Origin of the sequence: Pseudomonas sp. 102515, from assembly GCF_031085165.1 — a bacterium.
Taxonomy (GTDB): domain Bacteria; phylum Pseudomonadota; class Gammaproteobacteria; order Pseudomonadales; family Pseudomonadaceae; genus Chryseomonas.
Genome location: NZ_JAVHTY010000003.1, coordinates 889,859 through 913,600 on the forward strand (window position 1 = coordinate 889,859; position 23,742 = coordinate 913,600).

Annotated in this window: 21 protein-coding genes; 13 read left to right on the forward strand and 8 right to left on the reverse strand. The window is 66.3% G+C overall.

The genetic code is table 11. The annotated features are described in order from the left end of the window. Positions 1–170 precede the first annotated feature (170 nt). From RCF34_RS15515 to RCF34_RS15525, 3 genes are all read right to left on the reverse strand, one after another. A complete protein-coding gene (locus tag RCF34_RS15515; RefSeq protein ID WP_308708947.1) occupies positions 171–1,586 on the reverse strand; it encodes a sigma-54 dependent transcriptional regulator in 1,416 nt (471 codons plus the stop codon). 115 nt (positions 1,587–1,701) lie between these two features. Next, on the reverse strand, positions 1,702–4,650 hold the full coding sequence (locus RCF34_RS15520) for an ATP-binding protein (protein WP_308708948.1): 2,949 nt from the start codon (positions 4,648–4,650) through the stop codon (positions 1,702–1,704). After that, a complete protein-coding gene (locus tag RCF34_RS15525) occupies positions 4,634–4,810 on the reverse strand; it encodes a hypothetical protein (protein WP_007159707.1) in 177 nt (58 codons plus the stop codon). The genes RCF34_RS15520 and RCF34_RS15525 overlap by 17 nt, the downstream gene beginning before the upstream one ends. 104 nt (positions 4,811–4,914) lie before the next feature. On the opposite strand from RCF34_RS15525, the gene RCF34_RS15530 reads away from it, so the two are divergent. Next, positions 4,915–5,331, forward strand: coding sequence for a VOC family protein (locus tag RCF34_RS15530; protein ID WP_308708949.1), 417 nt, complete (start codon positions 4,915–4,917; stop codon positions 5,329–5,331). On the opposite strand, the gene gluQRS is transcribed toward RCF34_RS15530, so the two are convergent. Both gluQRS and dksA read right to left on the reverse strand, forming a co-directional pair. Beyond that, complete coding sequence (gluQRS, locus tag RCF34_RS15535; protein WP_308708950.1) at positions 5,328–6,218, reverse strand: tRNA glutamyl-Q(34) synthetase GluQRS; 891 nt, start codon at positions 6,216–6,218, stop codon at positions 5,328–5,330. The genes RCF34_RS15530 and gluQRS overlap by 4 nt on opposite strands. Before the next feature lie 84 nt (positions 6,219–6,302). Beyond that, on the reverse strand, positions 6,303–6,746 hold the full coding sequence (gene dksA / locus RCF34_RS15540; RefSeq protein WP_308708951.1) for an RNA polymerase-binding protein DksA: 444 nt from the start codon (positions 6,744–6,746) through the stop codon (positions 6,303–6,305). Positions 6,747–7,037: 291 nt separating this feature from the next. Between dksA and RCF34_RS15545 the strand changes: the two genes are divergently transcribed. The 5 genes from RCF34_RS15545 (at position 7,038) to deoA (ending at position 12,100) form a co-directional block, all read left to right on the forward strand. Then, positions 7,038–8,213, forward strand: coding sequence for a pyridoxal phosphate-dependent aminotransferase (locus RCF34_RS15545; RefSeq protein ID WP_308708952.1), 1,176 nt, complete (start codon positions 7,038–7,040; stop codon positions 8,211–8,213). After that, the gene (gene sfsA / locus RCF34_RS15550) at positions 8,210–8,920 is read left to right on the forward strand and encodes a DNA/RNA nuclease SfsA (protein WP_308708953.1); all 711 of its coding nucleotides are present in this window, start codon (positions 8,210–8,212) and stop codon (positions 8,918–8,920) included. The genes RCF34_RS15545 and sfsA overlap by 4 nt, the downstream gene beginning before the upstream one ends. 103 nt (positions 8,921–9,023) lie before the next feature. Then, on the forward strand, positions 9,024–10,286 hold the full coding sequence (locus tag RCF34_RS15555; protein ID WP_308708954.1) for a NupC/NupG family nucleoside CNT transporter: 1,263 nt from the start codon (positions 9,024–9,026) through the stop codon (positions 10,284–10,286). Positions 10,287–10,363: 77 nt separating this feature from the next. Beyond that, positions 10,364–10,777 carry a cytidine deaminase gene (locus RCF34_RS15560; protein WP_308708955.1) on the forward strand — a complete coding sequence of 138 codons (414 nt, stop codon included), beginning with the start codon at positions 10,364–10,366 and terminating at the stop codon, positions 10,775–10,777. A gap of 12 nt (positions 10,778–10,789) precedes the next feature. Then, complete coding sequence (deoA, locus tag RCF34_RS15565; RefSeq protein WP_308708956.1) at positions 10,790–12,100, forward strand: thymidine phosphorylase; 1,311 nt, start codon at positions 10,790–10,792, stop codon at positions 12,098–12,100. A gap of 177 nt (positions 12,101–12,277) precedes the next feature. Here deoA and RCF34_RS15570 read toward each other — a convergent pair whose 3' ends face one another. Together RCF34_RS15570 and RCF34_RS15575 are read right to left on the reverse strand one after the other, a co-directional pair. Then, positions 12,278–13,090 carry a cyclic nucleotide-binding domain-containing protein gene (locus RCF34_RS15570; protein ID WP_308708957.1) on the reverse strand — a complete coding sequence of 271 codons (813 nt, stop codon included), beginning with the start codon at positions 13,088–13,090 and terminating at the stop codon, positions 12,278–12,280. A 136-nt stretch (positions 13,091–13,226) separates the two neighbouring features. Next, positions 13,227–14,768 (reverse strand): AAA family ATPase, encoded by a 1,542-nt coding sequence (locus RCF34_RS15575; protein WP_308708958.1) that lies wholly within the window; start codon positions 14,766–14,768, stop codon positions 13,227–13,229. A gap of 153 nt (positions 14,769–14,921) precedes the next feature. On the opposite strand from RCF34_RS15575, the gene mrcB reads away from it, so the two are divergent. Genes mrcB through RCF34_RS15590 form a run of 3 tightly spaced genes read left to right on the forward strand, consistent with a single transcriptional unit; the run spans position 14,922 to position 18,378 of the window. Next, a complete protein-coding gene (gene mrcB / locus RCF34_RS15580; RefSeq protein ID WP_308708959.1) occupies positions 14,922–17,264 on the forward strand; it encodes a penicillin-binding protein 1B in 2,343 nt (780 codons plus the stop codon). 11 nt (positions 17,265–17,275) lie between these two features. Beyond that, complete coding sequence (locus tag RCF34_RS15585) at positions 17,276–18,052, forward strand: tetratricopeptide repeat protein (protein ID WP_374941187.1); 777 nt, start codon at positions 17,276–17,278, stop codon at positions 18,050–18,052. Further along, positions 18,052–18,378: a YqcC family protein gene (locus RCF34_RS15590; RefSeq protein ID WP_208693665.1), complete on the forward strand. Its 327-nt coding sequence runs from the start codon at positions 18,052–18,054 to the stop codon at positions 18,376–18,378. The genes RCF34_RS15585 and RCF34_RS15590 overlap by 1 nt, the downstream gene beginning before the upstream one ends. A gap of 1 nt (position 18,379) precedes the next feature. Here the strand turns inward: RCF34_RS15590 and RCF34_RS15595 are convergent, their stop codons facing one another. Beyond that, the gene (locus RCF34_RS15595; RefSeq protein WP_308708960.1) at positions 18,380–18,844 is read right to left on the reverse strand and encodes a DUF4124 domain-containing protein; all 465 of its coding nucleotides are present in this window, start codon (positions 18,842–18,844) and stop codon (positions 18,380–18,382) included. 398 nt (positions 18,845–19,242) lie between these two features. On the opposite strand from RCF34_RS15595, the gene RCF34_RS15600 reads away from it, so the two are divergent. The 4 genes from RCF34_RS15600 (at position 19,243) to pssA (ending at position 23,524) form a co-directional block, all read left to right on the forward strand. Continuing rightward, positions 19,243–20,967 carry an acetolactate synthase 3 large subunit gene (locus RCF34_RS15600; protein WP_308708961.1) on the forward strand — a complete coding sequence of 575 codons (1,725 nt, stop codon included), beginning with the start codon at positions 19,243–19,245 and terminating at the stop codon, positions 20,965–20,967. A 2-nt stretch (positions 20,968–20,969) separates the two neighbouring features. Next, a complete protein-coding gene (gene ilvN, locus RCF34_RS15605) occupies positions 20,970–21,461 on the forward strand; it encodes an acetolactate synthase small subunit (RefSeq protein WP_007159690.1) in 492 nt (163 codons plus the stop codon). A gap of 26 nt (positions 21,462–21,487) precedes the next feature. Further along, positions 21,488–22,504 carry a ketol-acid reductoisomerase gene (gene ilvC / locus RCF34_RS15610; RefSeq protein ID WP_308708962.1) on the forward strand — a complete coding sequence of 339 codons (1,017 nt, stop codon included), beginning with the start codon at positions 21,488–21,490 and terminating at the stop codon, positions 22,502–22,504. Positions 22,505–22,669: 165 nt separating this feature from the next. Continuing rightward, entirely contained in the window at positions 22,670–23,524 is an 855-nt protein-coding gene (gene pssA, locus RCF34_RS15615) for a CDP-diacylglycerol--serine O-phosphatidyltransferase (protein WP_308708963.1), read from the forward strand. Positions 23,525–23,742 lie beyond the last annotated feature (218 nt).

Here is a 23,742-nt window from a genome sequence, read left to right on the forward strand (position 1 = left end):
TGTTTTCAATGGGTTACGAAAAATGTAGCCTTTTCGCTCAGGGGCTACAGGCAAGTTTTCGTTACCGCTGAACCCGCCGGCTGTTACGGCGGTAACACATTGCAAAGGATGGGGAGGGACGAGGGGAGTGTTACCGCGGGACGTGCGGGGCCGTCACCTCCCGGCGCGGATCAGGAGGCGTCGCTGCTGGCGCTGGCCTTGCGCCGCGGGATACCCAGGCGCTGACGACGTTCCCACAGGCATTTGCGGCTGACGCCAAGCTTGCGCGCCAGCTCGGTCTCGGTCATGTGGTCCTGGTGTTCGAGCACGAAGTGCTGGAAGTAGTCCTCCAGCGACAGGTCCTCGGTGGGCTCGTGGGCGCCATTGCCGTTACCCAGTCCCGTGCTCGGCAGCGGATCCAGGTAGCTGTCGGCCAGCTCCAGCTCGCCGAGCTCGACGTCGATGCCCAGCTGATCGGCATTGATCTCCTGGCCTTCGCTGAGAATCACCGAGCGCTCGATGGCGTTTTCCAGTTCGCGCACGTTGCCCGGCCAGCTGTAGTGGCGAATGGCGGCTTCGGCTTCGGCGCCGAGCTTCAGGCCTGGACGACTCATGCGCGCCGACTGGCGAGCGAGGAACACCCGGGCGATCTCCATGACGTCGCCGCCGCGCTCGCGCAGGGCGGGCAGGCGCAGGGAGATGACATTGAGGCGATAGAAAAGGTCTTCGCGAAACTGGCCGATCTTGGCCAGGCCCTTGAGATCCCGGTGGGTCGCGGCGATCAGGCGCACATCGACCTTTTGCGATTGCACCGAGCCGACCCGGCGAATCTCGCCTTCCTGCAGCACGCGCAAGAGGCGCGCCTGGGCTTCCAGCGGCAATTCGCCGATCTCGTCGAGAAACAGGGTGCCGCCGTCGGCCGCTTCCACCAGGCCGGTACGGCTGGCGCTGGCGCCGGTGAAGGCGCCCTTCTCGTGGCCGAAGAGTTCGGATTCGATCAGGGTCTCGGGAATGGCCGCGCAGTTGACGGAGATCAGCGGTGCCTTGGCCCGGCGCGACAGATTGTGCAGTGCCCGCGCCACCAGCTCCTTGCCGGTACCCGACTCGCCCTGGATCAGCACGGTGGAATCGGTGGGCGCGACCTTGCGGATCTTGCCGAAGAGATCCTGCATCGGCGCGCAGTTGCCGATGATGCCGATCTCGCCGGTGGCCGGTGCCGGCGAGACGCTTTCCTCGGCGGGCGTCGGCGGGCGCTGCTCGCGTTCCACCAGGATGCGCGCCACGGCCTGCAGCATCTCGTCGTGATCGAAAGGCTTGGCGATGTAGTCCACCGCGCCCTGCTTCATGGAGTCGACCGCCGAGCGAAGGCTGGCGTAGCTGGTCATGATCAGCACCGGTTTGCCCTTGGCGAGATCGATCATCTCGGTACCCGGGGCGCCGGGCAGGCGCAGATCGCTGATGACGAGATCGAAGTTGGGAACGTCGTAGAGATCCTGGGCTTCCTGGACGGAGCCGGCTTCGCTGACACGGAACTGGTTGCGCTCGAGCAGGCGGCGCAGCGCCGAACGGATGATCTTCTCGTCTTCGACAATCAGGATATGGGCCATCAAGTGCGCTCTCTTACGGGAAGGCAAGGCGACCCACGCCAGGCAGCGTGTCTTCTCGTGGTCGTCTGGACTTCCGAATGCTTTAGCAGATCCATCCAGCAGGCGGATGGGTCCGTCACGGCGCCTCCGGCAACCCGAGATAGCGCGGCAGCAGTACCCGAATGCGGGTGCCCTGGCCAGTCACGGGGTCGGTAGGACTATCGATCATTATCTGACCATAATGCTCTTCTACGATGGAATAGACCAGCGCCAAGCCAAGCCCCGTCCCCTTGCCCGGGTCCTTGGTGGTGAAGAAGGGTTCGAACAGCCGACTGACGATGGCCTTGGGAATGCCGCTGCCCTCGTCTTCGACGCTCAGGGTCACGGTCTGGCCATGGGCCTCGCTGCGCACCCGGATCGGCGCGCCGGCCGGCGAGGCGTCGCGGGCGTTGGACAGCAGGTTGATCATCACCTGCACCAGCCGCTGGGGATCGCCCTGCACCAGGTGTTCGGGATCGCAGAGATTGAAGAAGTCGACGTCCACGCTCTGGCGATTGAGCGAGAGCAGGGCGATGGCCTCCTGGGCCGCCTCGGCCACGCACACCGGTTCGTGGGCCTGCTGGCGGCCGCCGGCATGGGCGAAACTCATCAGCGACTGGACGATGCGGGTGATGCGGCGGGTCTGCTCGATGATCTGGCTGCTGATCTCGTCGATCTCTTCGTCCGCCTCGCGCTCCTCGCGCAGATTCTGCGCCAGGCAGGCGATGCCGGTGACCGGGTTGCCGATCTCGTGGGCGACGCCCGCGGCCAGTCGGCCGATGGAAGCCAGGCGCTCGGAGTGGATCAGGCGGTCTTCCAGCAGCTGGGTCTCGCTGATGTCTTCCACCACCAGTACCGTGCCGTTGCTGCCGACCGCCAGGGGTTCGTCGATGGTCGCCTTGTGCAGGTTGAGCCAGCGCTGCTCGTGTTCCTGGGGCAGGCGCTGCTTGTAGAGGTGCTGCTGCGCCGGCTCGGCGAGAAAGCGCTCGAACAGGTCCTGCCAGGGATCGGGCAGGGCGCTCAGGCGCGAGCCCACCACCCGGGCGCCGTCGATGCCGGTGAGCTCTTCCATGGCGCGGTTCCACATGAGGATCTCGCGGTCGCGGGCCAGGGAGCAGACGCCCATGGGCAACTCCTGCAGGGTCTGCCGGTGATAGCGGCGCAGGGCGTCCAGCTCGGCCGCCAGGCCGGTCAGGCGCGACTGGTAGTCTTCCAGGCGATTCTCGATGAAGTGGATGTCTTCGGTGGCATAGGCCTCGCTTTCCGCCTTGAACGGCAGAAAGGTCTCGACGATGTCCTGGGCGACCCGCGGGCCCATCGGCCCGGAGAGGTTGGCCTCGATGCGATCGCGCAACCGGCGCAGGGCATAGGGACGGCGTTCGTCATAGGGCAGCAGCAGGTCGGCCAGGGCGCGTTCGACTTCCTTCTGCGCGGTCTTGGCGCCCAGTGGCTTGGCCAGCTGGGCCGCGAAGTCCTGGGGCGAGCTGGCCGCCAGTTCGCGGCGTTGCGGGCGGCGGACGTTGTCCACCGCGCAGGCCTCGGCAGCGCTCTTCTCTTCTTCGCTGGCTTCGGTGAAGAGCGAGACCAGGGCGAACACCAGCACGTTGACGGTGAGCGAGGCCACGGCGGCGAGGTGCCAGTTGCTGGCACTGATGCGATAGCTGAAGACGCCGATGTGCAGCGGATTGATGTCGGCCACCAGCGGCATGAGCATGCTCAGGAACCACAGGCCCAGGCCGCACAGCAGGCCGGCGATGAAGCCCTTGCGATTGGCCGTCTGCCAGTAGAGCACCGACAGCGCGCCGGGCAGGAATTGCACGGTAGCGACGAAGGAAACGATGCCCAGGCTGGAGAGATCGCCATGGCCCTGCAGCAGGCGATAGAAGCCATAGCTGCCGAGGATGATGGCGGCGATCAGCATGCGCCGGGTCATGCGCAGCCAGCGATAGATGTTGCCATCGGTGGGCGGCTGGTAGAGCGGCAGCACGATGTGGTTGAGCAGCATGCCCGACAGCGCCATGGTCACCACGATGATCAGGCCGCTGGCCGCCGACAGGCCGCCGACGAAGGCCACCAGCGCCAGCAGCGGATTGTCCAGCGCCAGGCCCACGCCCAGGGTGAAGTACTCCGGCGGCGTCGGCGAACCCAGCGCCAGGCCACCCCAGAGAATCGGCGGCACCGCCAGGCTGATCAGCAGCAGGAACAGCGGCAGGCCCCAGCTGGCGCTGACCAGCGCCTGGGGACTGAGATTCTCGGTGAAGGCCATGTGGTACATGTGCGGGGTGACGATGGCCGCGGCGAAGAACACCAGCAGCAGGATCCGCCAGGGGCCTTCCTGCAGCGGGGTGTGCAGGGTGGAGAGAGCGCTCTGGTTCTGCTGCAGCCAGGTCTCCAGGCCGTTGGGGCCGCCGAACACTGTATAGAGGGTGACGCCGCCGACGATGCCCAGGGCCAGCAGCTTGACCAGGGATTCGAAGGCGATGGCCACCACCAGGCCCTCGTGGCGTTCCTTGGAGTTGATCTGGCGCGCGCCGAAGAGCATGGCGAACAGGGTGATCAGCAGGCAGAAGCCCAGCGCTGGGGCGTCCTGGGCGCGGGCCTGCACCAGGATGCCGGTGCTGGTGGCCACCGCCTGGATCTGCAGCGCCAGCAGTGGCAGCACGGCGATCAGCATGCCCAGGCTGGTCAGGGCGCCGGCCCAGGTGCTGCGGAAACGGAAGGCGAAGAGATCGGCCAGGGACGCCAGCTGGTAGGCGCGGGTCAGGCGCAGGATGGGATAGAGCAATACCGGCGCTAGTAGAAAGGCGCCGCACAGCCCCAGGTAATAGGCGAGAAAGCCGTAGCCGTAGTCGTAGGCCAGGCCCACGGTGCCATAGAAGGCCCAGGCGCTGGCATAGACGCCCAGCGACAGGGTGTAGATCAGCGGATGGCGCACCAGCCGGCGCGGCACCCAGCCCTTCTCGGTCATCCAGGCGACGCCAAAGAAGATCAGCAGGTAACCGGCGCTGATCAGGACCAGTTGGGACAGACTAAAGCTCGTCGGCATCGCGCTGGCTCTGCAGGATGAAGGTCACCACGATGAGGATGAGCCACAGCAGGTAGGGGCGATACCAGGCGCCGCTGGGAGCGATCCACCAATCCATGATGGCGGGGGAGAACAGATAGATGCCTACCACGAGGAGCAGGACCAGCCGGTAGATGTACATGCGCGGTTCCCGAACGGCGATGGCGCCATGGTAAAGCAAAAGCGCTGTACCCCGGAGAGAGAGGCTTCTACCGTGAAGGCTTCCTTGCCCGCTGGAGATCGATGATGATCAGACCCCGCCTCGCCGCCGTGCTGGAAACCGCGCTCTACGCCGCCGATCTACCCAGGGCGCAGCGCTTCTACGAGGAGGTGCTGGGGCTGGCTCCGATGTTCGCCGATGAACGCCTGGCCGCCTACGCTGTGGGTGCGAGTGTCTTGTTGCTGTTCCAGCAGGGCACTACCGAACAACCGGTCCGGCTGCCAGGCGGCTGCATTCCGCCCCATGGCGCCCAGGGCTGCCAGCACCTGGCCCTGGCGATCACGGCCGCCGAGCTGGAGGCCTGGGTCGCGCACCTGGCCGCCGCCGAGATCGCCATCGAGGAACGTACCCAGTGGCCACGCGGCGCGATCAGCCTGTATTTCCGCGATCCGGACGGGCACCTGCTGGAGCTGGTCACGCCCGGACTCTGGCCCAACTATTAGTCCGGCAGCTGGGCTTCGGCCAGGTGGGGCGCCCCTGGGATCAGCGTGGCGTCCCAATGAGTGACGCCCCAGGCCAGCACCTCGGTCGGGGGCTCCTCGGCCAGCGCCGGGTGCGTCGGCTGGCCCAGGGCGCGCAGGGCGCGTACCAGCAGGGCGCCGGCCTGTTCGGGGGGCAGCGGCGGCGAGCGGTAACTTTTGCCCAGCTTGTGGCCGTCGGGCTGGATCAGCAGCGGCACGTGCAGATAGCGCGGCGCCGGATGGCCGAGCAATTCCTGCAGATAGAGCTGGCGCGGCGTGGAATCCAGCAGGTCGGCGCCACGCACCACGTCGGTGATGCCCTGCAGGGCATCGTCCATCACCACCGCCAGCTGGTAGGCGATCAAGCCATCGCGACGCTGGATGACGAAGTCACCCACCTCGCGCCCCAGATGCTGGCGGAACTCGCCCTGCACCCGGTCGACGAAGCGGTAGTCCAGCTCAGGGACGCGGATGCGGATGGCGGCGTCCGTCTCCGGCAGGCCGCGATTGCGGCAGTATCCGGGGTAGCGTCCGCCACTGCCTTCGAGCTGCTTGCGCGAGCAGTCGCAGGCATAGGCCAGCCCGCTGGCCAGCCACTGCGCGATGACCGCGCGATAGGCGTCCAGGCGTTCGCTCTGGCGCAGCACCGGGCCGTCCCATTCGAAGCCGTAGGCCTCCAGGGTGGTGAGGATGGCCGCCTGGGCGCCCGGGACCTCGCGTGGCGGATCCAGGTCTTCCATGCGCACCAGCCAGCGCCCGCCCGCGGCGCGGGCATCCAGGTAGGAGGCGAGGGCGGCGACCAGCGAACCGAAGTGCAGATAGCCGCTGGGTGTGGGCGCGAACCGGCCGACATAGGGGCGCCTGGGCATAGCTCATCCTGTGAATGCCGGAAAAACCGAAGTCTGGAAAGAACAAAGGGCGCCGTAGCGCCCTCGTCGGTGAGGTAGCAGGACTCAGGTCCCGGTCTGCTTCTCGCGGATCTCGGCCAGGGTCTTGCAGTCGATGCACAGACTGGCGGTCGGACGGGCTTCCAGGCGGCGAATACCGATTTCCACGCCGCAGGAGTCGCACCAGCCGTATTCGTTGTCTTCGATCAACTGCAGCGTCTCGTCGATCTTCTTGATCAGCTTGCGCTCGCGATCGCGGGCACGCAGTTCCAGGCTGAATTCCTCTTCCTGGGTCGCGCGGTCGGCCGGGTCGGCGAAGTTGGCCGCTTCTTCCTTCATGTGGTGCACGGTGCGATCGACTTCTTCGCGCAGTTCCTGCTTCCACTTGTTCAGAATGCCGGTGAAGTGGGCGCGCATGCGCTCACTCATGTATTCCTCGCCCTTGGTAGGCTGGTAGGGTTCGTAGCCACGGGCCAGATGATTGTTCTGCTGATTTGCTTCGCTGGGCATGATTGACCCTCTCACTTTCGCTGATCCTGTCCACAGGCTGGATGCGTTTCCAGGCCTCTCCATGTTGGAACGCCCGGGGTCTATGGCTGCCGATGGCGTCCCGCGCAATGCCGACGCCAGGCTGAATATGTTCTCGACTGGCCAGTCGCCCTGCGGATGCAAGCCGGCGAACTTACCAGAAGCTTCCAGGGGGCGCTACTACCGGCCTCCCGCTCCTTGCTGACGCGGCGGGTGCCGGCCTGCGAGGCCTTGGTTAGAATCCCGCCTTCGCCACAAGTTCGGACCCTGTCCATGTCCAATTCCTACAGTGCACGCAGCCAGGCCATCGAGCCCTTCCATGTGATGGCCCTGCTGGAGCGCGCCAACCAGCTCCAGGCCGCCGGGCACGACGTGATCCACCTGGAGATCGGCGAGCCCGATTTCACCACCGCCGCCCCGGTGGTCGCCGCTGGCCAGGCCGCGCTGGCAGCCGGTCAGACCCGCTACACCGCGGCCCGCGGCCTGCCGGAGTTGCGCCGCGCCATCGCCGCCTTCTATGGCGAGCGCTACGGCGTCGACCTGGATCCGGAGCGGGTGCTGATCACCCCCGGCGGCTCGGGCGCCCTACTGCTGGCCAGCGCCCTGCTGGTCGATCCCGGACGTCACTGGCTGCTGGCCGATCCCGGCTATCCCTGCAATCGTCACTTCCTGCGCCTGGTGGAAGGCGCGGCCCAGCTGATTCCGGTCGGCGCCGACACCCGCTACCAGCTCACCCCCGAGCTGGTCGAGCGTCACTGGCAGCCGGCCAGCGTCGGCGCCCTGGTGGCCTCGCCGGCCAATCCGACCGGCACCCTGCTGGATCGCGACGGACTCGCCGGACTGTCGGCCGCCCTCAAGGCGCGCGGTGGGCACCTGGTGGTGGACGAGATCTACCACGGCCTGACCTACGGCCTGGACGCCTCCAGCGTGCTGGAGGTGGACGACTCGGCCTTCGTGCTCAACAGCTTCTCCAAGTATTTCGGCATGACCGGCTGGCGCCTCGGCTGGCTGGTGGCGCCGCGTGCCGCCGTGCCGGAGCTGGAAAAGCTGGCGCAGAATCTCTACATCAGTGCCTCCACCGTGGCCCAGCAGGCTGCCCTGGCCTGTTTCACGCCTGCGGCCATGGCCATCTTCGAAGAGCGCCGCGCCGAATTCGCCTGTCGGCGCGATTACCTGTTGCCGGCACTGCGCGGGCTGGGCTTCGAGATCGCCGTCGAGCCCCAGGGCGCCTTCTATCTCTATGCCGATATCTCTGCCTTCGGCGGCGATGCCTATGCCTTCTGCCAGTTCCTGCTGGAGACCGAGCACGTGGCCATCACCCCCGGCCTGGACTTCGGTCGCCATCGTGCCGACACCCATGTGCGCTTCGCCTACACGCAGTCGTTGCCGCGCCTGGAAGAGGCCGTCGCCCGCATCGCCCAGGGCCTGCAGCGCTGGAGCGCCCGGTGAGATTCGATCCGCCGCTGGAAGAAGGGCGCCTGCTGCGCCGCTACAAGCGCTTTCTCGCCGACATCGAGACCGCCAGCGGCGAGGTGCTGACCCTGCACTGCCCCAATACCGGCTCCATGCTCCACTGCCAGGCGGCGGGCGCGCGCGTCTGGTTCAGCCGGGCCAGTGGTCCCAAGCGCAAGCTGCCCGGCACCTGGGAGCTGGTCGAGACGGATCACGGACGAATGGCCTGCATCAATACCGCCCGCGCCAATCGGCTGGTGGAAGAGGCCTTGCTGGCGGGTGGCATTCCCGAGCTGGCCGGTTTCACTGCCCTACGCCGGGAGGTGGCCTACGGCCTGGAGAACAGTCGCGCCGATTTCCGTCTGGAGTATCCCACGGGACCGCTGTACCTGGAGGTGAAGAGCGTCACCCTGGGTTTTGCCGACACCGCGGTCGCCGCCTTTCCCGATGCCGTGACCACCCGCGGGACCCGCCATCTGCGCGAGCTGGCGGCCCTGGCCGCGGCCGGTGAGCGGGCGGTGCTGCTCTATTGCGTGCTGCTCGACGGCATCGAGGCGGTGCGTCCGGCGGCGGAAATCGATGCCGCCTATGCCCTGGCCTTGGGCGAAGCCCGTCGCCAGGGTGTGCAGGTGCTGGCTTATGGGGCACGGCTCTCGCCCGCGGGTCTGCAACTGGGCCGACCTCTGCGCCTGGCTGACCAGTAGGTCAGCCAAAAGCTGATCGGTCGGACAGCTTCTGGCAGGCGCCTTGCTTGCGTTTGTCGCCCATCGATCGCCGCTACCGGGCGATCCCGTTAGGAGTCTCTTGATGATCTCTGTGTTGGGCATGCTGTTGCTGGTGGCCATCGCCATCCTCTTTTCCCGCCAGCGCCGCGCCATTCGCGTGCGTACCGTGCTCGCCGCCTTTCTGTTGCAGGCAGGGCTCGGCTTGCTGGTGCTCTATATCCCCTGGGGCCAGCAGGTGCTCGGCAGCGTCTCCGGCGCCGTCTCCTCGCTGCAGCTCTATGCCGACAAGGGCATCGAGTTCCTCTTCGGCGGTCTCGCCGGGCCGAGGATGTTCGAGTACTTCGGTAACGGTGGCTTCGTCTTCGCCGTACGGGTGCTGCCCCTGATCGTCTTCTTCGGCAGCCTGATCGCGGTGCTCTACTACCTGGGCATCATGGGCTGGATCATTCGTCTGGTAGGCGGGGCGCTGCACGCCCTGCTCGGCACCAGCCGGGTGGAATCCACGACGGTCACCGCCACCCTGTTCCTCGGTCAGTCGGAGATGCCGCTGGTGGTACGGCCCTTCATCGCCGATCTCACTCGCTCGGAGCTGTTCGCCATCATGGTCGGCGGTTTCGCCGCGGTGGCCGGTTCGGTGCTGCTGGGCTACGCCGGCATGGGCGTGCAACTCAAGTACCTGATCGCCGCCAGCTTCATGGCCGCCCCGGGCGGGCTGCTGATGGCCAAGCTGATGGAGCCGGAGACCGAACGGCCGCGCGACCAGGCCATGAAGACCCTGGGGGAGGGCGAGGAGCGTCCGGCCAACGTCATAGACGCGGCCGCCGAAGGCGCCCAGGTCGGCCTGCGCATCGCCCTGGCGGTCGGCGCCATGCTGCTGGCCTTCATCGCCCTGATCGCCCTGCTCAACGGTATCCTCGGCTGGTGCGGCGCCTGGTTCGGCCTGCCGCAGCTGAGCATGCAGCTGGTGCTGGGCTATCTGCTGGCGCCGGTGGCCTTCCTCATCGGCGTACCCTGGAGCGAGGCGGTACAGGCCGGCGGCTTCATCGGCCAGAAGCTGGTGCTCAACGAATTCGTCGCCTATGCCGATCTCTCGACCTACCTGGATCCGGTAAAGTCGGCGGCGGCTAGCGTTCAGCCGCTGTCGGCGCACACCCAGGTCATCGTCACCTTCGCCCTCTGCGGCTTCGCCAATCTCTCTTCCATCGCCATCCAGCTCGGCGGCCTGGGCGGCATCGCGCCCCAGCGGCGTCACGAGCTGGCCCAACTGGGCCTGCGCGCCATGCTCGGCGGCACCCTGGCCAATCTGATGAGCGCGGCCCTGGCCGGCTTCTTCGTCAGTCTCTGAGCCGCGGCGGCCCGGTCGTACGACCGGGCTAGACTCAGCTCGCTCCTTTCGTTTTTCCGATTTCCGAGGTACTCCCGATGTCCGCTGTCCCCGCTGAAACCCTGGATCGCCTGTTGGCCGAAGCCGTCACCGCCTCCCGGCGCGCCTACTGCCCGCACTCCGATTTTCCCGTTGGCGCCGCCCTGTTGACCGCCGAAGGTGCGGTCGTCCATGGCTGCAACGTGGAAAACATCTCCTACGGCCTGACCAACTGCGCCGAGCGTAGCGCGCTGTTCGCCGCCGTCAGCCAGGGCCTGCTCCCGCGCAGCTTCACCGCCATGGCCATCCACGCGCCGGGCGTCCCCCTGATCAGTCCCTGCGGCGCCTGCCGCCAGGTGCTGCTGGAGCTGATGGCGCCCGACGCGATCATCGTCTGCAGCGGCAGCGAGCCCGGCCGTACCCGGACCTGGACCCTGGCCGAGCTGTTGCCCGGCGCCTTCGACGACTTCTAGAGGAATCCGCCCATGTGGCTCGCCCAGGAAGTGATCCGGCAGAAGCGCGATGGCCTGGAGTTGTCCGCTGCGGACCTCCAGCGCCTGGTCAGCGGCATCGCCGACGACAGTCTCAGTGAAGGCCAGATCGCCGCCTTCGCCATGGCGACCCTGCTGCGCGGCATGACCGCCGCCGAGCGCACCGCCCTGACCCTGGCCATGCGCGACAGCGGCCAGGTGCTGCACTGGGACCTGCCGGGGCCGGTGGTGGACAAGCACTCCACCGGCGGCGTGGGCGATCTCACCAGCCTGGTGCTGGCGCCGCTGCTCGCCGCCTGTGGTTGCCATGTGCCGATGATCTCCGGGCGCGGCCTGGGCCATACCGGCGGCACCCTCGACAAGCTGGAGAGCATCCCCGGCTATCGCATCCGCCCTGGCCTCGCGCGCTTCCGCCAGGTGGTGGCCGAGGTGGGTTGCGCCATCGTCGGTCCGGACGCCGATCTGGCCCCGGCCGATCGCCGCCTCTATGCCATCCGCGATGTCACCGCCACGGTGGAATCGGTGGACCTGATCACCGCCTCCATCCTGGCCAAGAAACTGGCCGCCGGCCTGGACGTGCTGGTCATGGACGTCAAGACCGGCGGCGGCGCCTTCATGGCCGAGCAGGAAGCCGCCCTGTGCCTGGCCGACAGCATCGTCGAGGTCGCCGAAGCCGCAGGGGTCCGTACCCGCGCCCTGATCACCGACATGGGCCAGCCCCTAGCGCGCAGCGCCGGCAATGCCCTGGAAGTGGAGGAGGCCATCGCCCTGCTGGCCGGCGAGGTGCGCAGCGAGCGCCTCTGGCAGGTGGTCCAGGCCCTGGCCGAGGAGGCGCTGCAACTGGCCGGAATGGCCGGCGATGCCAGCGCGGCCGAACGCCTGGTGCTGGAAGCCTGGCAGAGCGGCGCCGCCCTGGCGCGTTTCGCGGCGATGAACCTGGCCCTGGGCGGTCCTTCCGACCTGACCGAGCGGCCCTGGCAGCATCTGCCTCGAGCCCCGGTCGTGCGCGCCGTCCATCCGGCCCGCCCGGGCTGGGTGCAGCAGGTCGATACCCGCGCCCTTGGTCTGCTGGTGGTCGAATTGGGTGGCGGTCGACAGCGCCCGGAAGATGAGGTGGATCCCGCCGTAGGCCTGGCTGATTTGGCATTGCCAGGTGAGCGGGTGGACCAGGATCGGCCGCTGGGCCTGGTCCATGCCCGCGACACCGCCAGCGCAGCGCGGGCTGTCGCGCAGTTGCAGGCAGCCTATGTCCTGGGTGAGGAACCACTGGCAGAGCGTACGCCGCCTGTACTGGAGCGGTGTTAGCGCCAGATTTCAGGCAAAAAAAGACCCGGCAGAGCCGGGTCCAAAACCGTGATTAGCCTGATGAGGAGATAACCCGAAGACCATTGCTGGACCCCCAGTTATCGACCGATCTCGCGACCGGCTGAGTTGAATAATAACAATTCTCATTCCATCGTCAAGCCTATTCGAGAATATTTCTTAATTACTGCCGGCGGGCCGCTCCGGGGCACCGCGCAGGCGGGTGACTTCCTTGTTCAGCGTATCGATATGGCGTGCCATGTTCTCGATCAGGCTGTGGGCGATGCGCGGGGTGGTCTCCATCAACGAGACGAACTGATCCTGGGGAATCACCAGCACGGTGCAGACGGTCTTGGCGATGACGCTGGCGGTACGCGGCGTATGGGTGAAGACCGCCAGGGCGCCGACGATCTCGTCCTGGCACACCTCGCCGACCTTGCAGCCATCCACCCAGGCCTCGGCATGCCCTTCGGTAATGACGAAGACATGCTCGGCGGAGTCGCCCTGGCGGATGATGACCTCGCCGGCGGCATAGCGACGAAAGCCGGTCGCGGGCTGGGTGACCGGCGGCTTGAGCCGGATCAGCGCCTGGGCCAGCAGCGCCTGCTGTCCCAGCATGTACCTCAGCAGGGCATCGCGCTGGACCGGCGTGGCGGTGGCCGCCGCGAGAAAGGTCTCGCGGTCGTAGGGCAGCACCCGCACGTCGGCCTCGCTCTCGTAGTTGAGGGTCGGCAGATCCAGGGTGCGCCCCAGGCCGATCAGATCGCCCTCGCCGAGCTGGAACAGCGCCCGCTGATCCAGCACCACCCGCAGCGGGCCGCGCTGGATCAGATAGACCTCGTCATTGCGCATCCAGTCCTGCAGCAGGGCGGCGGGACTCAGCTGCAGGGGCTGCCGACTCGGCGCCACACCACTGACCAGTCGCGCCGGAATGGCCTGCAGCGCCTGACGCAGCTGATCGACATAGGGAGGCTGATCGCCGATGAGGTACATGGTGCCAATTCCTTCTTGTTACGCAGAGGTTGTGACGTGGGTCGCACGATAAGCGGCTCGTCGGCGACCGTAAATCCACAACTCCGCGAGCTGTGACGGAACGCTTGTTCTGCCTCACAGGAGGTCGTGATCAGGCCTAGGCGCGACCCAGGCGGCGCAGCAGGCGAGTCGGCAGGGCCTCCAGCTGTCCCGTGCGCCCCAGCTCCACCACCAGCGCCCGATCCTGCTCGGCGGGTTCGAGCGGATCCTGGGCCTGGCGCTGGGCCGCCACCACCGCGAGGGTGGCTTCGGACGGATCGGTCCCCTCGGCCTGGCGCTCCTGCAGCCAGCGGGCGATGAGTTCGTCGTCCGCCTGGCAGTCGATGATCAGCAGGGGTGCGGCCTGGGCTTCGGCCAGGGTCTGGGCCGCGGCACGCTGGGCCTGCTTGAGATAGGTGGCGTCGAGCACCAGCGGATAGCCGGCCGCCAGCACCTGGGCGCCGATCTCGTGCAGGCGCGCATAGGTGGCTTCACCGGCTGCGGCGCTGTAACGGGTAGCCTCGTCGCTGTCGGCATAGAGGCGCTGGCGCTCGACATCGGATCTCAGGCGAATGGCGCCGAGCGCCTCGACCAGGGCCAGGGCCACGGTGCTCTTGCCGATGCCCGAGACGCCATGCATCACCGCCGCGAAGGGCTGGGGCACCTGGGTGTAGCCCTCGGCCAGGGCCGTGTAGCTGCGATAGCTGGCGAGGATCTCGGCCCGCAGCGCCGGCGCCTCGGCCTGGCCCAGGCGGAAGAGGGCGATCTTGGCGCGTACCATGGCCCGATAGGCCTTGTAGAAGTCGAGCAGGGCAAGACCGGCATAGTCGCCGGTCGCCTCGAAGTAGGCGTTGACGAATCTGTTGCTCAGCGCCTTGAGGCCACGGTCTTCCAGGTCCATGGCCAGGAAGCCGGCATCGCCCATGGTGTCGGTCAGGCGGAAGGGTTCGTTGAACTCGATGCAGTCGAACAGCACCACCTCGCCATCGAGCAGGGTGGCGTTGGCCAGGTGGATGTCGCCATGGCATTCGCGGATGTAGCCGTCACGGCAGCGGGCCTCGAACAGCGGCAGCAGGCGGGCGTAGCTGGCTTCGGCCCAGGCTTCCAGCTGGTCGAGCTGCTTGAGGTCGGCCGCTTCGCCGAGCATGGCGCGGATCTGCTCGAAATTCTGCCGTACCGGCGCCATGGCGGCGTCCGGGGTGCACAGCGGATGCTCGGTCGCCACCTGGGGTGCTGCCAGGTGGAAGCGGGCGATCTGGGCGGCCAGGGCATCGATGTGCGCCTCGGTCAGTTCGCCGCGCTGCTGCACCTCGCTGAGCAGCTGGCTCTGGGGGAATTCGCGCATGCGCAGGGCGTACTCGATCACCGGACCGCTGCCATCCAGCTCGGGGGCGCCTTCGCTGCCGGTGATGGCCACCACGTCCCGGTAGAGATCGCGGGTCAGGCGCTGATTGAGGCGCAGCTCCTCACGGCAGAAGTGACCGCGGGCCTCCAGGTCGGTGAAGTCGAGGAAACCGAAGTTCACCGGCTTCTTGATCTTGTAGGCGACCTCGCCGGTCAGCACGACCCAGGAAATATGGGTTTCGATGACCCGGAACGCCGAGGTGGGGTGGGGATAGAGCGCCGGGTTCTGCAGGGCGGAAATCAGGAGCTGGCTCACGGGCGGTCCTTGTAGGAAATGGATGGCGGCATTATCGCTGCCAGGGCGGTCCACGCAAGCCACGACACCGGGAAGGGGCATCCGTGAACCCCAGCTGACGAAGCGCTTGTGGGCCGCTGTCGGCCACCGGGCAAGTGCGTATAATGCGCCGCCATGAAGCGACCCCGATCCTCTCGTTCCCGCAAGCGCAAGACCTTTGACTGGCGCCGTCTGTCCGGCTGGGCAGTCAAGCTTGGTCTGGTCGCGCTGGTAGCCCTGGCTGGCGTATGCATCTATCTGGATGCCGTGGTCCAGGAAAAATTCTCCGGCAAGCGCTGGACCATCCCGGCCAAGGTCTATGCCCGGCCGCTGGAATTGTTCAATGGCGTCAAGCTCAGTCGTGATGACTTCCTCACCGAACTCGAGGCCCTCGGCTATCGCCGCGAGAAGACCGTGGACGGCCCCGGCAGCGTCTCCGTGGGTGCCTCCACGGTCGAGCTGAACACCCGCGGCTTCCAGTTCTACGAAGGCGTCGAGCCGGCCCGGGCGATCCGCGTGCGCTTCGCCGGCGGCACCGTCTCCGGCGTCAGTGCCCTGGATGGCAGCAATCTCGCCGTGGCCCGCCTGGAGCCGCTGATGATCGGCGGCATCTATCCGGCGCATAACGAGGATCGCATCCTCATCAAGCTCGACCAGGCGCCACCGCACCTGGTCGATGGCCTGGTGGCGGTCGAGGACCGCGAGTTCTGGCATCACCACGGCGTCTCGCCCAAGTCCATCGCGCGCGCCGTCTGGGTCAACGCCACCAGCGGTCAGGTGCGCCAGGGTGGCAGTACCCTGACCCAGCAGCTGGTCAAGAACTTCTACCTCACCAACGAGCGCAGCATCACCCGCAAGGGCACCGAAGCCCTGATGGCGCTGCTGCTGGAGCTGCACTACAGCAAGCAGGAGATCCTCGAGGCCTACCTCAACGAGGTGTTCCTCGGTCAGGACGGCTCGCGCGCCATCCACGGCTTCGGTCTGGCCGCCCAGTACTTCTTCGGCCAGCCCTTCAGCGAACTGAAGCTGCATCAGGTCGCCCTGCTGGTCGGTCTGGTGAAGGGCCCGTCCTACTACAACCCGCGTCGCTATCCCGAGCGCGCCATGACCCGCCGCAACCTGGTACTCGACCTCATGGCCGAGCAGGGCGTGGTCAGCGCCACCGAGGCCGAGGCCGCCAAGGCCCGCCCGCTGGGCATCACCAAGGCCGGCAGCCTGACCAACAGTTCCTTCCCGGCCTTCGTCGACCTGGTCAAGCGCCAGCTCAAGCAGGACTACCGCGACGAAGACCTCACCGAGGAAGGGCTGCGCATCTTCACCAGCTTCGACCCCATCCTGCAGACCAAGGCCGAAGCGGCCATGGCCGAGGCTTTGAAGCGCATCGATGGCCGCAAGGGTGCGGAAAACGTCGAGTCGGCCATGGTGGTGACCAATCCGGAAACCGGTGAGGTCCAGGCGCTGCTGGGCGGGCGCGACCCACGCTTCGCCGGCTACAACCGCGCCCTCGATGCGGTGCGCCAGGTCGGCTCGCTGATCAAGCCGGCGGTCTATCTCACCGCCCTGGAACGCCCCAGCAAGTACACCCTGACCACCCTGATCCAGGACGAGCCCTTCTCGGTGAAAGGCGCCGACGGCCAGGTCTGGCGGCCACAGAACTACGAGCACAAGGCGCACGGCACCATCTTTCTCTATCAGGGACTGGCGCATTCCTACAACCTCTCCACGGCGCGCCTGGGCCTGGACCTGGGGCTGCCCGAGGTGCTCAAGACCGTCGAGCGCCTGGGCGTGAGTCGCGCCCTGCCGCCATACCCGGCGACCCTGCTCGGCGCCGGCGCCCTGACGCCCATGGAAGTGGCGACCATGTACCAGACGTTGGCCAATGGCGGCTTCAATACGCCGCTGCGCAGCATCCGCAGCGTGCTCGACGCCAATGGCGAACCGCTCAAGCGCTATCCGTTCCAGATCGAGCAGCGCTTCGATACCGGCGCCATCTACCTGGTGCAGTACGCCATGCAGCGCGTCATGCGCGAGGGCACCGGCCGCTCGGTCTACAACCAGATCCCCACCAGCGTGAACCTCGCGGGCAAGACCGGTACCACCAACGATTCCCGCGACAGCTGGTTCTCCGGCTTCAGCCAGGATCTGCTGGCGGTGGTCTGGCTGGGCCGCGACGACAACGGCAAGACACCGCTGACCGGTGCGACCGGCGCCCTGCAGGTCTGGAGCAACTTCATGCGTCGCGCCGATCCGGTCTCCCTGGATATGCCGGTGCCGGACAACATCACCCAGGCCTGGGTCGATGCCACCACCGGCCGCGGCACTGATCCCTCGTGCCCCAATGCCGTGCAGATGCCTTATATTCGCGGCAGTGAGCCGCCACCGGGTGCCTCCTGTGGCGCGCCGGCCGCACCCGCCGCCGGCGGCACCGGTAATGGCGGCAATCCAGTCATGGATTGGGTCAAGGGTTGGTTGAATTGAGAGGTCCCAAGGTGACGAAAGCAGTCTGGCCGGTGATGATCGCCGGTGTTCTCCTCGCCGGTTGCGCCGCGCCGCAGCGTGGCGCCATCCCCGTGGTCGATTCCGGCGGTCCGGTGTCCAACGGCGAACTCTATCGCCAGGGCAACAACCGGCCCCTGCCGGCGCAACGTCAGGCCCCCGTGGCCGCCGCGTCCAGCGTGCCGGCCGATTCCGGGGTGACCGTCATGGTGCCGGGCGGCAGCTCCGCGCCCCTGGAGACCTATGCCGCGCCGGCGGCCTCGGCGCCGCTGATCACCTCGTCCAGCCCCAGCGCGCCGCCCGCCCAGGCGTCGGTGCAGCCCAGCTATTCGCAGCCGGTCTATCCGCCCGCCACCCAGGGCGGCTCCGTAGCCGCCAGTACGGCGCCGACCGGCATCCCTTCCACCAGCAATTCCAGTGGTGGCGGCCTGGCTGCCGACGAACAACTCGACGGTCCGGTGCTGGCCCTGTTGACCACCGCCCAGCAACAGCAGAGCGGTGGCGATCTCAACGGCGCCTCCTCGAGCCTGGAGCGCGCCCAGCGCATCGCCCCGCGCGAGCCCCAGGTACTCTATCGTCTGGCCCAGGTGCGCTTGGCGCAGAACGACCCGGCCCAGGGCGAGCAACTGGCCCGTCGCGCCCTGACCTACGCCAATGGTCGTCCGGCCCTGCAGGCCAGTCTCTGGCAGCTGATCGCCCAGGCCCGCGAAGCCCAGGGCGATGCTTCCGGGGCTGCCCTGGCCCGGCAGAAGGCGCAGGTGGGCACCTGATGGACGAGCGCCTGCCCGCCCTGGCCGATCAGCTGCTACAGATCGAGCGTGAATTGCGCCTGCTCGGCTGGTGGTCGGCGCAGGCGCCCAGCGCCGAGGCCCTGGCCAGCCAGGAGCCCTTCTGCGTCGATACCCTGAGCTTCGCCCAGTGGCTGCAGTGGATCTTCGTGCCGCGGATGAAGCTGATCATCGAAAGCGATGCGGTCCTGCCGGCGCGCTCGGGCATCCGGCCGATGGCCGAGATGGTCTACCAGGGCAATCTCGATCCGGTCCTGCCCCTGCTCGCGTCTCTGGCCGAATTCGACCGCATCATCGAAAGCCCCTGAGCTACTTGCCGCAGTTCTGCTCGATGGACAGCTGGGTCTCGGCCAACCGCTGTTGACGTTCCTCTTCGCTCAGCCGGCGCGTCTCGCCACGACCGGACTGCACCAGGATGCGCGGATTGTTGCGCAGCTGCGCCAGATTCTGGCGCGCCTGGTCGCACTGCCCCTTGAGCTTGTTCTGCTCCTCGCGCACCTGCGCCTTCACCTGGCGATCCAGCTCCTGCTGCTGGGCATCGTTGGACACCGACGGCTGCTGGGCGCCGTTGGGCATCTTGTAGGTGGGTGCGCTGCCACCGCCATTGATCTGCGGCGCCGTCTTCACGTCCACCTCGTTGGCCTTCTGGCCCTCGGGCGGCTGGGCACTGAAATGGGTGACGCCCTTGTCGTCGGTCCACTTGTAGACCTGTGCGGCCTGGGCGGACAGGCTGCAGGCGAAAGCCAGGGCGGAAAGCAAGAAGATCGAGCGCATGGGAATCCTGGAAGGGGAGAGGACAGGACTTCACTATAAGAGGAGACGTCGAGCTTTTCACCACGACTGATCGGCGACGATCGATTGCGCCCGGTTGCACCTTTCGGCTTGACTTGCACCGGTCGAATGCGAACAATCCAAAGTTCGCTGTAGCGAGTCGGCCCAAAGCTGACTGCTCGGCAGACCATGAGGTGCCTACCCGCGCCGCCACAGTCAAATACCCTGCACCGCGTTACCTCGCGTCGGGTGGAAGCTCCAGCATTCATCGGAATCTTCCAACAAGGCTTTCTAGGCAGCTGAATCGTCGGTGACCACCGTCGCCCATGCTCTGCCTTGCAGTCAACCGAACCTTGAGCGTCCACCAATGGGCGCTCGCCATGCGTGGAATGAGGTGATACGTGGAGCTATTAACTGGCGCTGAGATGGTCGTCCGCTTCTTGCGCGACGAGGGCGTGAAACACATCTACGGGTACCCGGGCGGTGCCCTGCTGCACATCTACGACGCCCTGTTCAAGGAACCGGCGCTCAACCACATCCTGGTTCGTCACGAACAGGCCGCCACCCACATGGCCGACGGCTATGCCCGTGCCACCGGCAAGGCCGGCGTGGTCCTGGTGACCTCCGGCCCCGGTGCGACCAACGCCATCACCGGCATCGCCACCGCCTACATGGACTCCATCCCCATGGTGGTCCTGTCCGGTCAGGTGCCAAGCAACATGGTGGGCACCGACGCCTTCCAGGAAACCGACATGGTCGGTATCTCCCGGCCGATCGTGAAGCACAGCTTCATCATCAAGCACCCCTCCGAGATCCCCGAGGTCCTCAAGAAGGCCTTCTACCTCGCCGAGTCCGGACGTCCCGGTCCGGTGGTGGTCGACATCCCCAAGGACATGGGCGATCCGACCAAGAAGTTCGAATACGTCTATCCGAAGAAGATCAAGCTGCGCTCCTACAATCCGGCGCAGCGCGGTCATTCCGGGCAGGTCCGCAAGGCCATCGAGATGCTGGTGGCGGCCAAGCGCCCCGTTCTCTACGCCGGTGGCGGTGTCATCCTCGGCGGTGCCTCCGCGGCCCTCACCGAGCTGGCGCGCCTGCTCAACCTGCCGGTCACCAATACCCTGATGGGGCTTGGCGGCTATCCGGGCAGCGATCGCCAGTTCCTCGGCATGCTCGGCATGCACGGCAGCTACCCGGCCAACCTGGCCATGCACCACAGCGACGTCATCCTCGCCGTGGGTGCGCGCTTCGATGACCGCGTCATCAACGGCGCCACACGCTTCTGCCCGAACGCCAAGATCATCCACGTCGACATCGACCCTGCTTCGATCTCCAAGACCATCAAGGCCGACGTGCCCATCGTCGGTCCGGTCGACAGCGTCCTCACCGAGATGGTCGCCGTGGTCCGCGAGCTGAGCGAGAAGCCCCACGCCGAAAGCCAGGCCGCCTGGTGGAAGCAGATCGAGGAATGGCGCGGCGGCCGCGAGATGTTCCCCTATGACAAGGGCGACGGCAGCATCATCAAGCCGCAGACCGTCATCGAGACCCTGTACGACGTCACCGCGGGCGATGCCTACATCACCTCCGACGTGGGTCAGCACCAGATGTTCGCCGCCCAGTACTACCGCTACGACAAGCCCAATCGCTGGATCAACTCCGGCGGCCTCGGCACCATGGGCTTCGGTTTCCCGGCCGCCATGGGCGTCAAGCTCAACTTCCCGGACGCCGACGTCGCCTGCGTCACCGGCGAAGGCAGCGTGCAGATGAATATCCAGGAACTCTCCACCTGCATGCAGTACGACCTGCCGGTGAAGATCGTCTGCCTCAACAACGGTGCCCTGGGCATGGTTCGCCAGTGGCAGGACATGCAGTACAGCAGCCGCTACTCCCACTCCTACATGGAATCCCTGCCGGACTTCGTCAAGCTGGCCGAGGCCTATGGCCACGTCGGCATGCGCATCGAGCGTCTGGAAGACCTCAAGCCGATGATGGCCGAGGCCTTCGCCATGAAGAATCGCCTGGTCTTCCTCGACATCGCCGTGGACAACACCGAACACGTCTACCCGATGCAGATCAAGGACGGCGCGATGCGCGACATGTGGCTGAGCAAGACGGAGCGGACCTGAACATGAGACACATCATCTCCCTGCTGCTGGAAAACGAGCCCGGCGCCCTGTCCCGCGTGGTCGGCCTGTTTTCCCAGCGCAACTACAACATCGAAAGCCTCACGGTCGCCGCGACCGAGGATCCGACCCTGTCGCGCCTGACCCTGACCACCATCGGCCAGGAAGAGACGGTCGAGCAGATCACCAAGAACCTCAACAAGCTCATCGAGGTGGTGAAACTGGTCAACCTGTCCGAGAGCGCCCATATCGAGCGCGAACTCCTGCTGATCAAGGTCAAGGCCACCGGCGCCCAGCGCGCCGAGGTCAAGCGCACCACCGATATCTTTCGCGGCCAGATCGTCGATGTGGGCAGCAGCGTGTATACCATTCAGCTGGCGGGCACCAGCGAGAAGATCGACAGCTTCATCCAGGCGATCGGCGCCGCGTCCATTCTCGAGGTGGTGCGTAGCGGCGTGACCGGAATTTCCCGTGGCGACAAAGCCCTGAGCATCTGATACCCCCTTTTCCAGGAGAACCTGCAATGCGCGTTTACTACGACAAAGACTGTGACCTTTCCATCATCCAGGGCAAGAAGGTCGCCATCATCGGCTATGGCTCCCAGGGCCACGCTCATGCCTGCAACCTGAAGGACTCCGGCGTCGACGTCGTCGTCGGCCTGCGCAGTGGCTCGGCCACCGTGGCCAAGGCCGAGGCCCATGGCCTGACGGTCAAGCCGGTCAAGGACGCGGTCGCCTCCGCCGACGTGGTCATGATCCTGACCCCCGACGAATTCCAGTCCAAGCTGTACAAGGACGAGATCGAGCCGAACCTGAAGCAGGGCGCCACCCTGGCCTTCGCCCACGGTTTCGCCATCCATTACAATCAGGTCGTGCCCCGCGTTGACCTGGACGTCATCATGATCGCGCCCAAGGCCCCGGGTCACACCGTGCGCTCCGAGTTCGTCAAGGGCGGCGGCATCCCTGATCTGGTCGCCGTCCACCAGGACGCTTCCGGCAATGCCAAGAACGTCGCCCTGTCCTACGCCTGCGGCGTCGGCGGCGGCCGTACCGGCATCATCGAGACCACCTTCAAGGATGAGACCGAAACCGACCTGTTCGGTGAGCAGGCCGTGCTGTGCGGTGGTGCGGTCGAGCTGGTCAAGGCCGGTTTCGAAACCCTGGTCGAAGCTGGCTACGCGCCGGAAATGGCCTACTTCGAGTGCCTGCATGAGCTGAAGCTGATCGTTGACCTCATGTACGAAGGCGGCATCGCCAACATGAACTACTCGATCTCCAACAACGCCGAGTACGGCGAGTACGTGACCGGCCCCGAGGTGATCAACGCCGAGTCGCGCGCCGCCATGAAGAATGCGCTCAAGCGCATCCAGAACGGCGAGTACGCCAAGATGTTCGTGGCCGAGGGCGCGTCCAACTACGCCTCCATGACCGCCTACCGTCGCAACAACGCGGCTCACCCGATCGAGCAGGTCGGCGAGAAGCTGCGTGCCATGATGCCCTGGATCGCGTCGAACAAGATCGTCGACAAGACCAAGAACTGATCGGGCAGGGCATTAGCCCTGTAACGAGCGGTAAAAGACGCGGCTTCGGCCGCGTTTTTTATTGCACTGCCCACGACCCCGGCAATGCCTTAGCATGGGAGGTTAGGCTGAACCCTATCCTTAACGGGTCAGTCCAATCCGTCAGGTAATGCCCAAGGAAAATCCATGAGCGAGCGTCCCGAAGAAACCCCGTCCAACACCGCCACCGACGGCCTCATCCCCGTGGATGAACACATCGAGGAGACGCAGGACGCCCAAGGGCGCAAGATCAGACGCCGTGGCGTGTACCTGCTGCCCAACCTCTTCACCACTGCGGCACTCTTTGCCGGCCTCTATTCGATCATCAAGGGTGTCGCGGCTCAGACCGCCTTCATCCAGGGGCAATACGACATCGCCTCCGCCGGTTTCTCGGCCGCCGCCGCCGCCATCTTCATTGCCATGGTCCTCGACGGCCTGGATGGTCGCGTCGCCCGCATGACCAATACCCAGAGCGCCTTCGGCGAACAGTACGATTCGCTCTCCGACATGGTCGCCTTCGGCGTAGCGCCGGCGATCCTGGCCTTCCAGTGGGCCCTGAGCGGCCTGGGTAATGTCGGCTGGGCCGTCGCCTTCATCTATGTAGCGGGCGCTGCCTTGCGTCTGGCCCGCTTCAATACCCAGATCGGTTCGGTGGACAAGCGCTACTTCATCGGCCTGGCCAGTCCTTCCGCGGCTGCCCTGGTGGCCGGTACCGTCTGGTGCTTCAGTGACTTCGGCATCCAGGGCTCCAAGCTGTCTCTGCTGGTGGCCCTGATGGTGGCCGCTGCCGGCATGCTCATGGTCAGCAACTTCAAGTACTGGAGCTTCAAGACCCTGGGCCTGAAGGGGCGTGTCCCCTTCGTGGTCATCCTGATCGCCGTACTGGTCTTCGCCGTGGTCTTCACCGACCCGCCGCGCGTCCTGCTGCTGGGCTTCCTGGCCTACGCGGTTTCCGGACCCTTCACCACCCTCTGGCGTAACCGCCGTATCGGTCGCGGCTAGCGGCACGAGGGGTCTATAAGAAGGGGGCTGCATAAGCAGCCCCCTTTCTTTCTTGGCCTTTCTGAAAATAACCTGTTGACCTGTTCCGAAACTCCCCTATAATGCGCCCCACTTCCGGCGCAGACGCTGAAGCGGCTTGAAAATCAAGCACTTAGGTCTGAGCCGGGCGAGGGGTCCAGGGATTCTTCGCCATTTGGCCTTCACCTCCGGGTGATGAC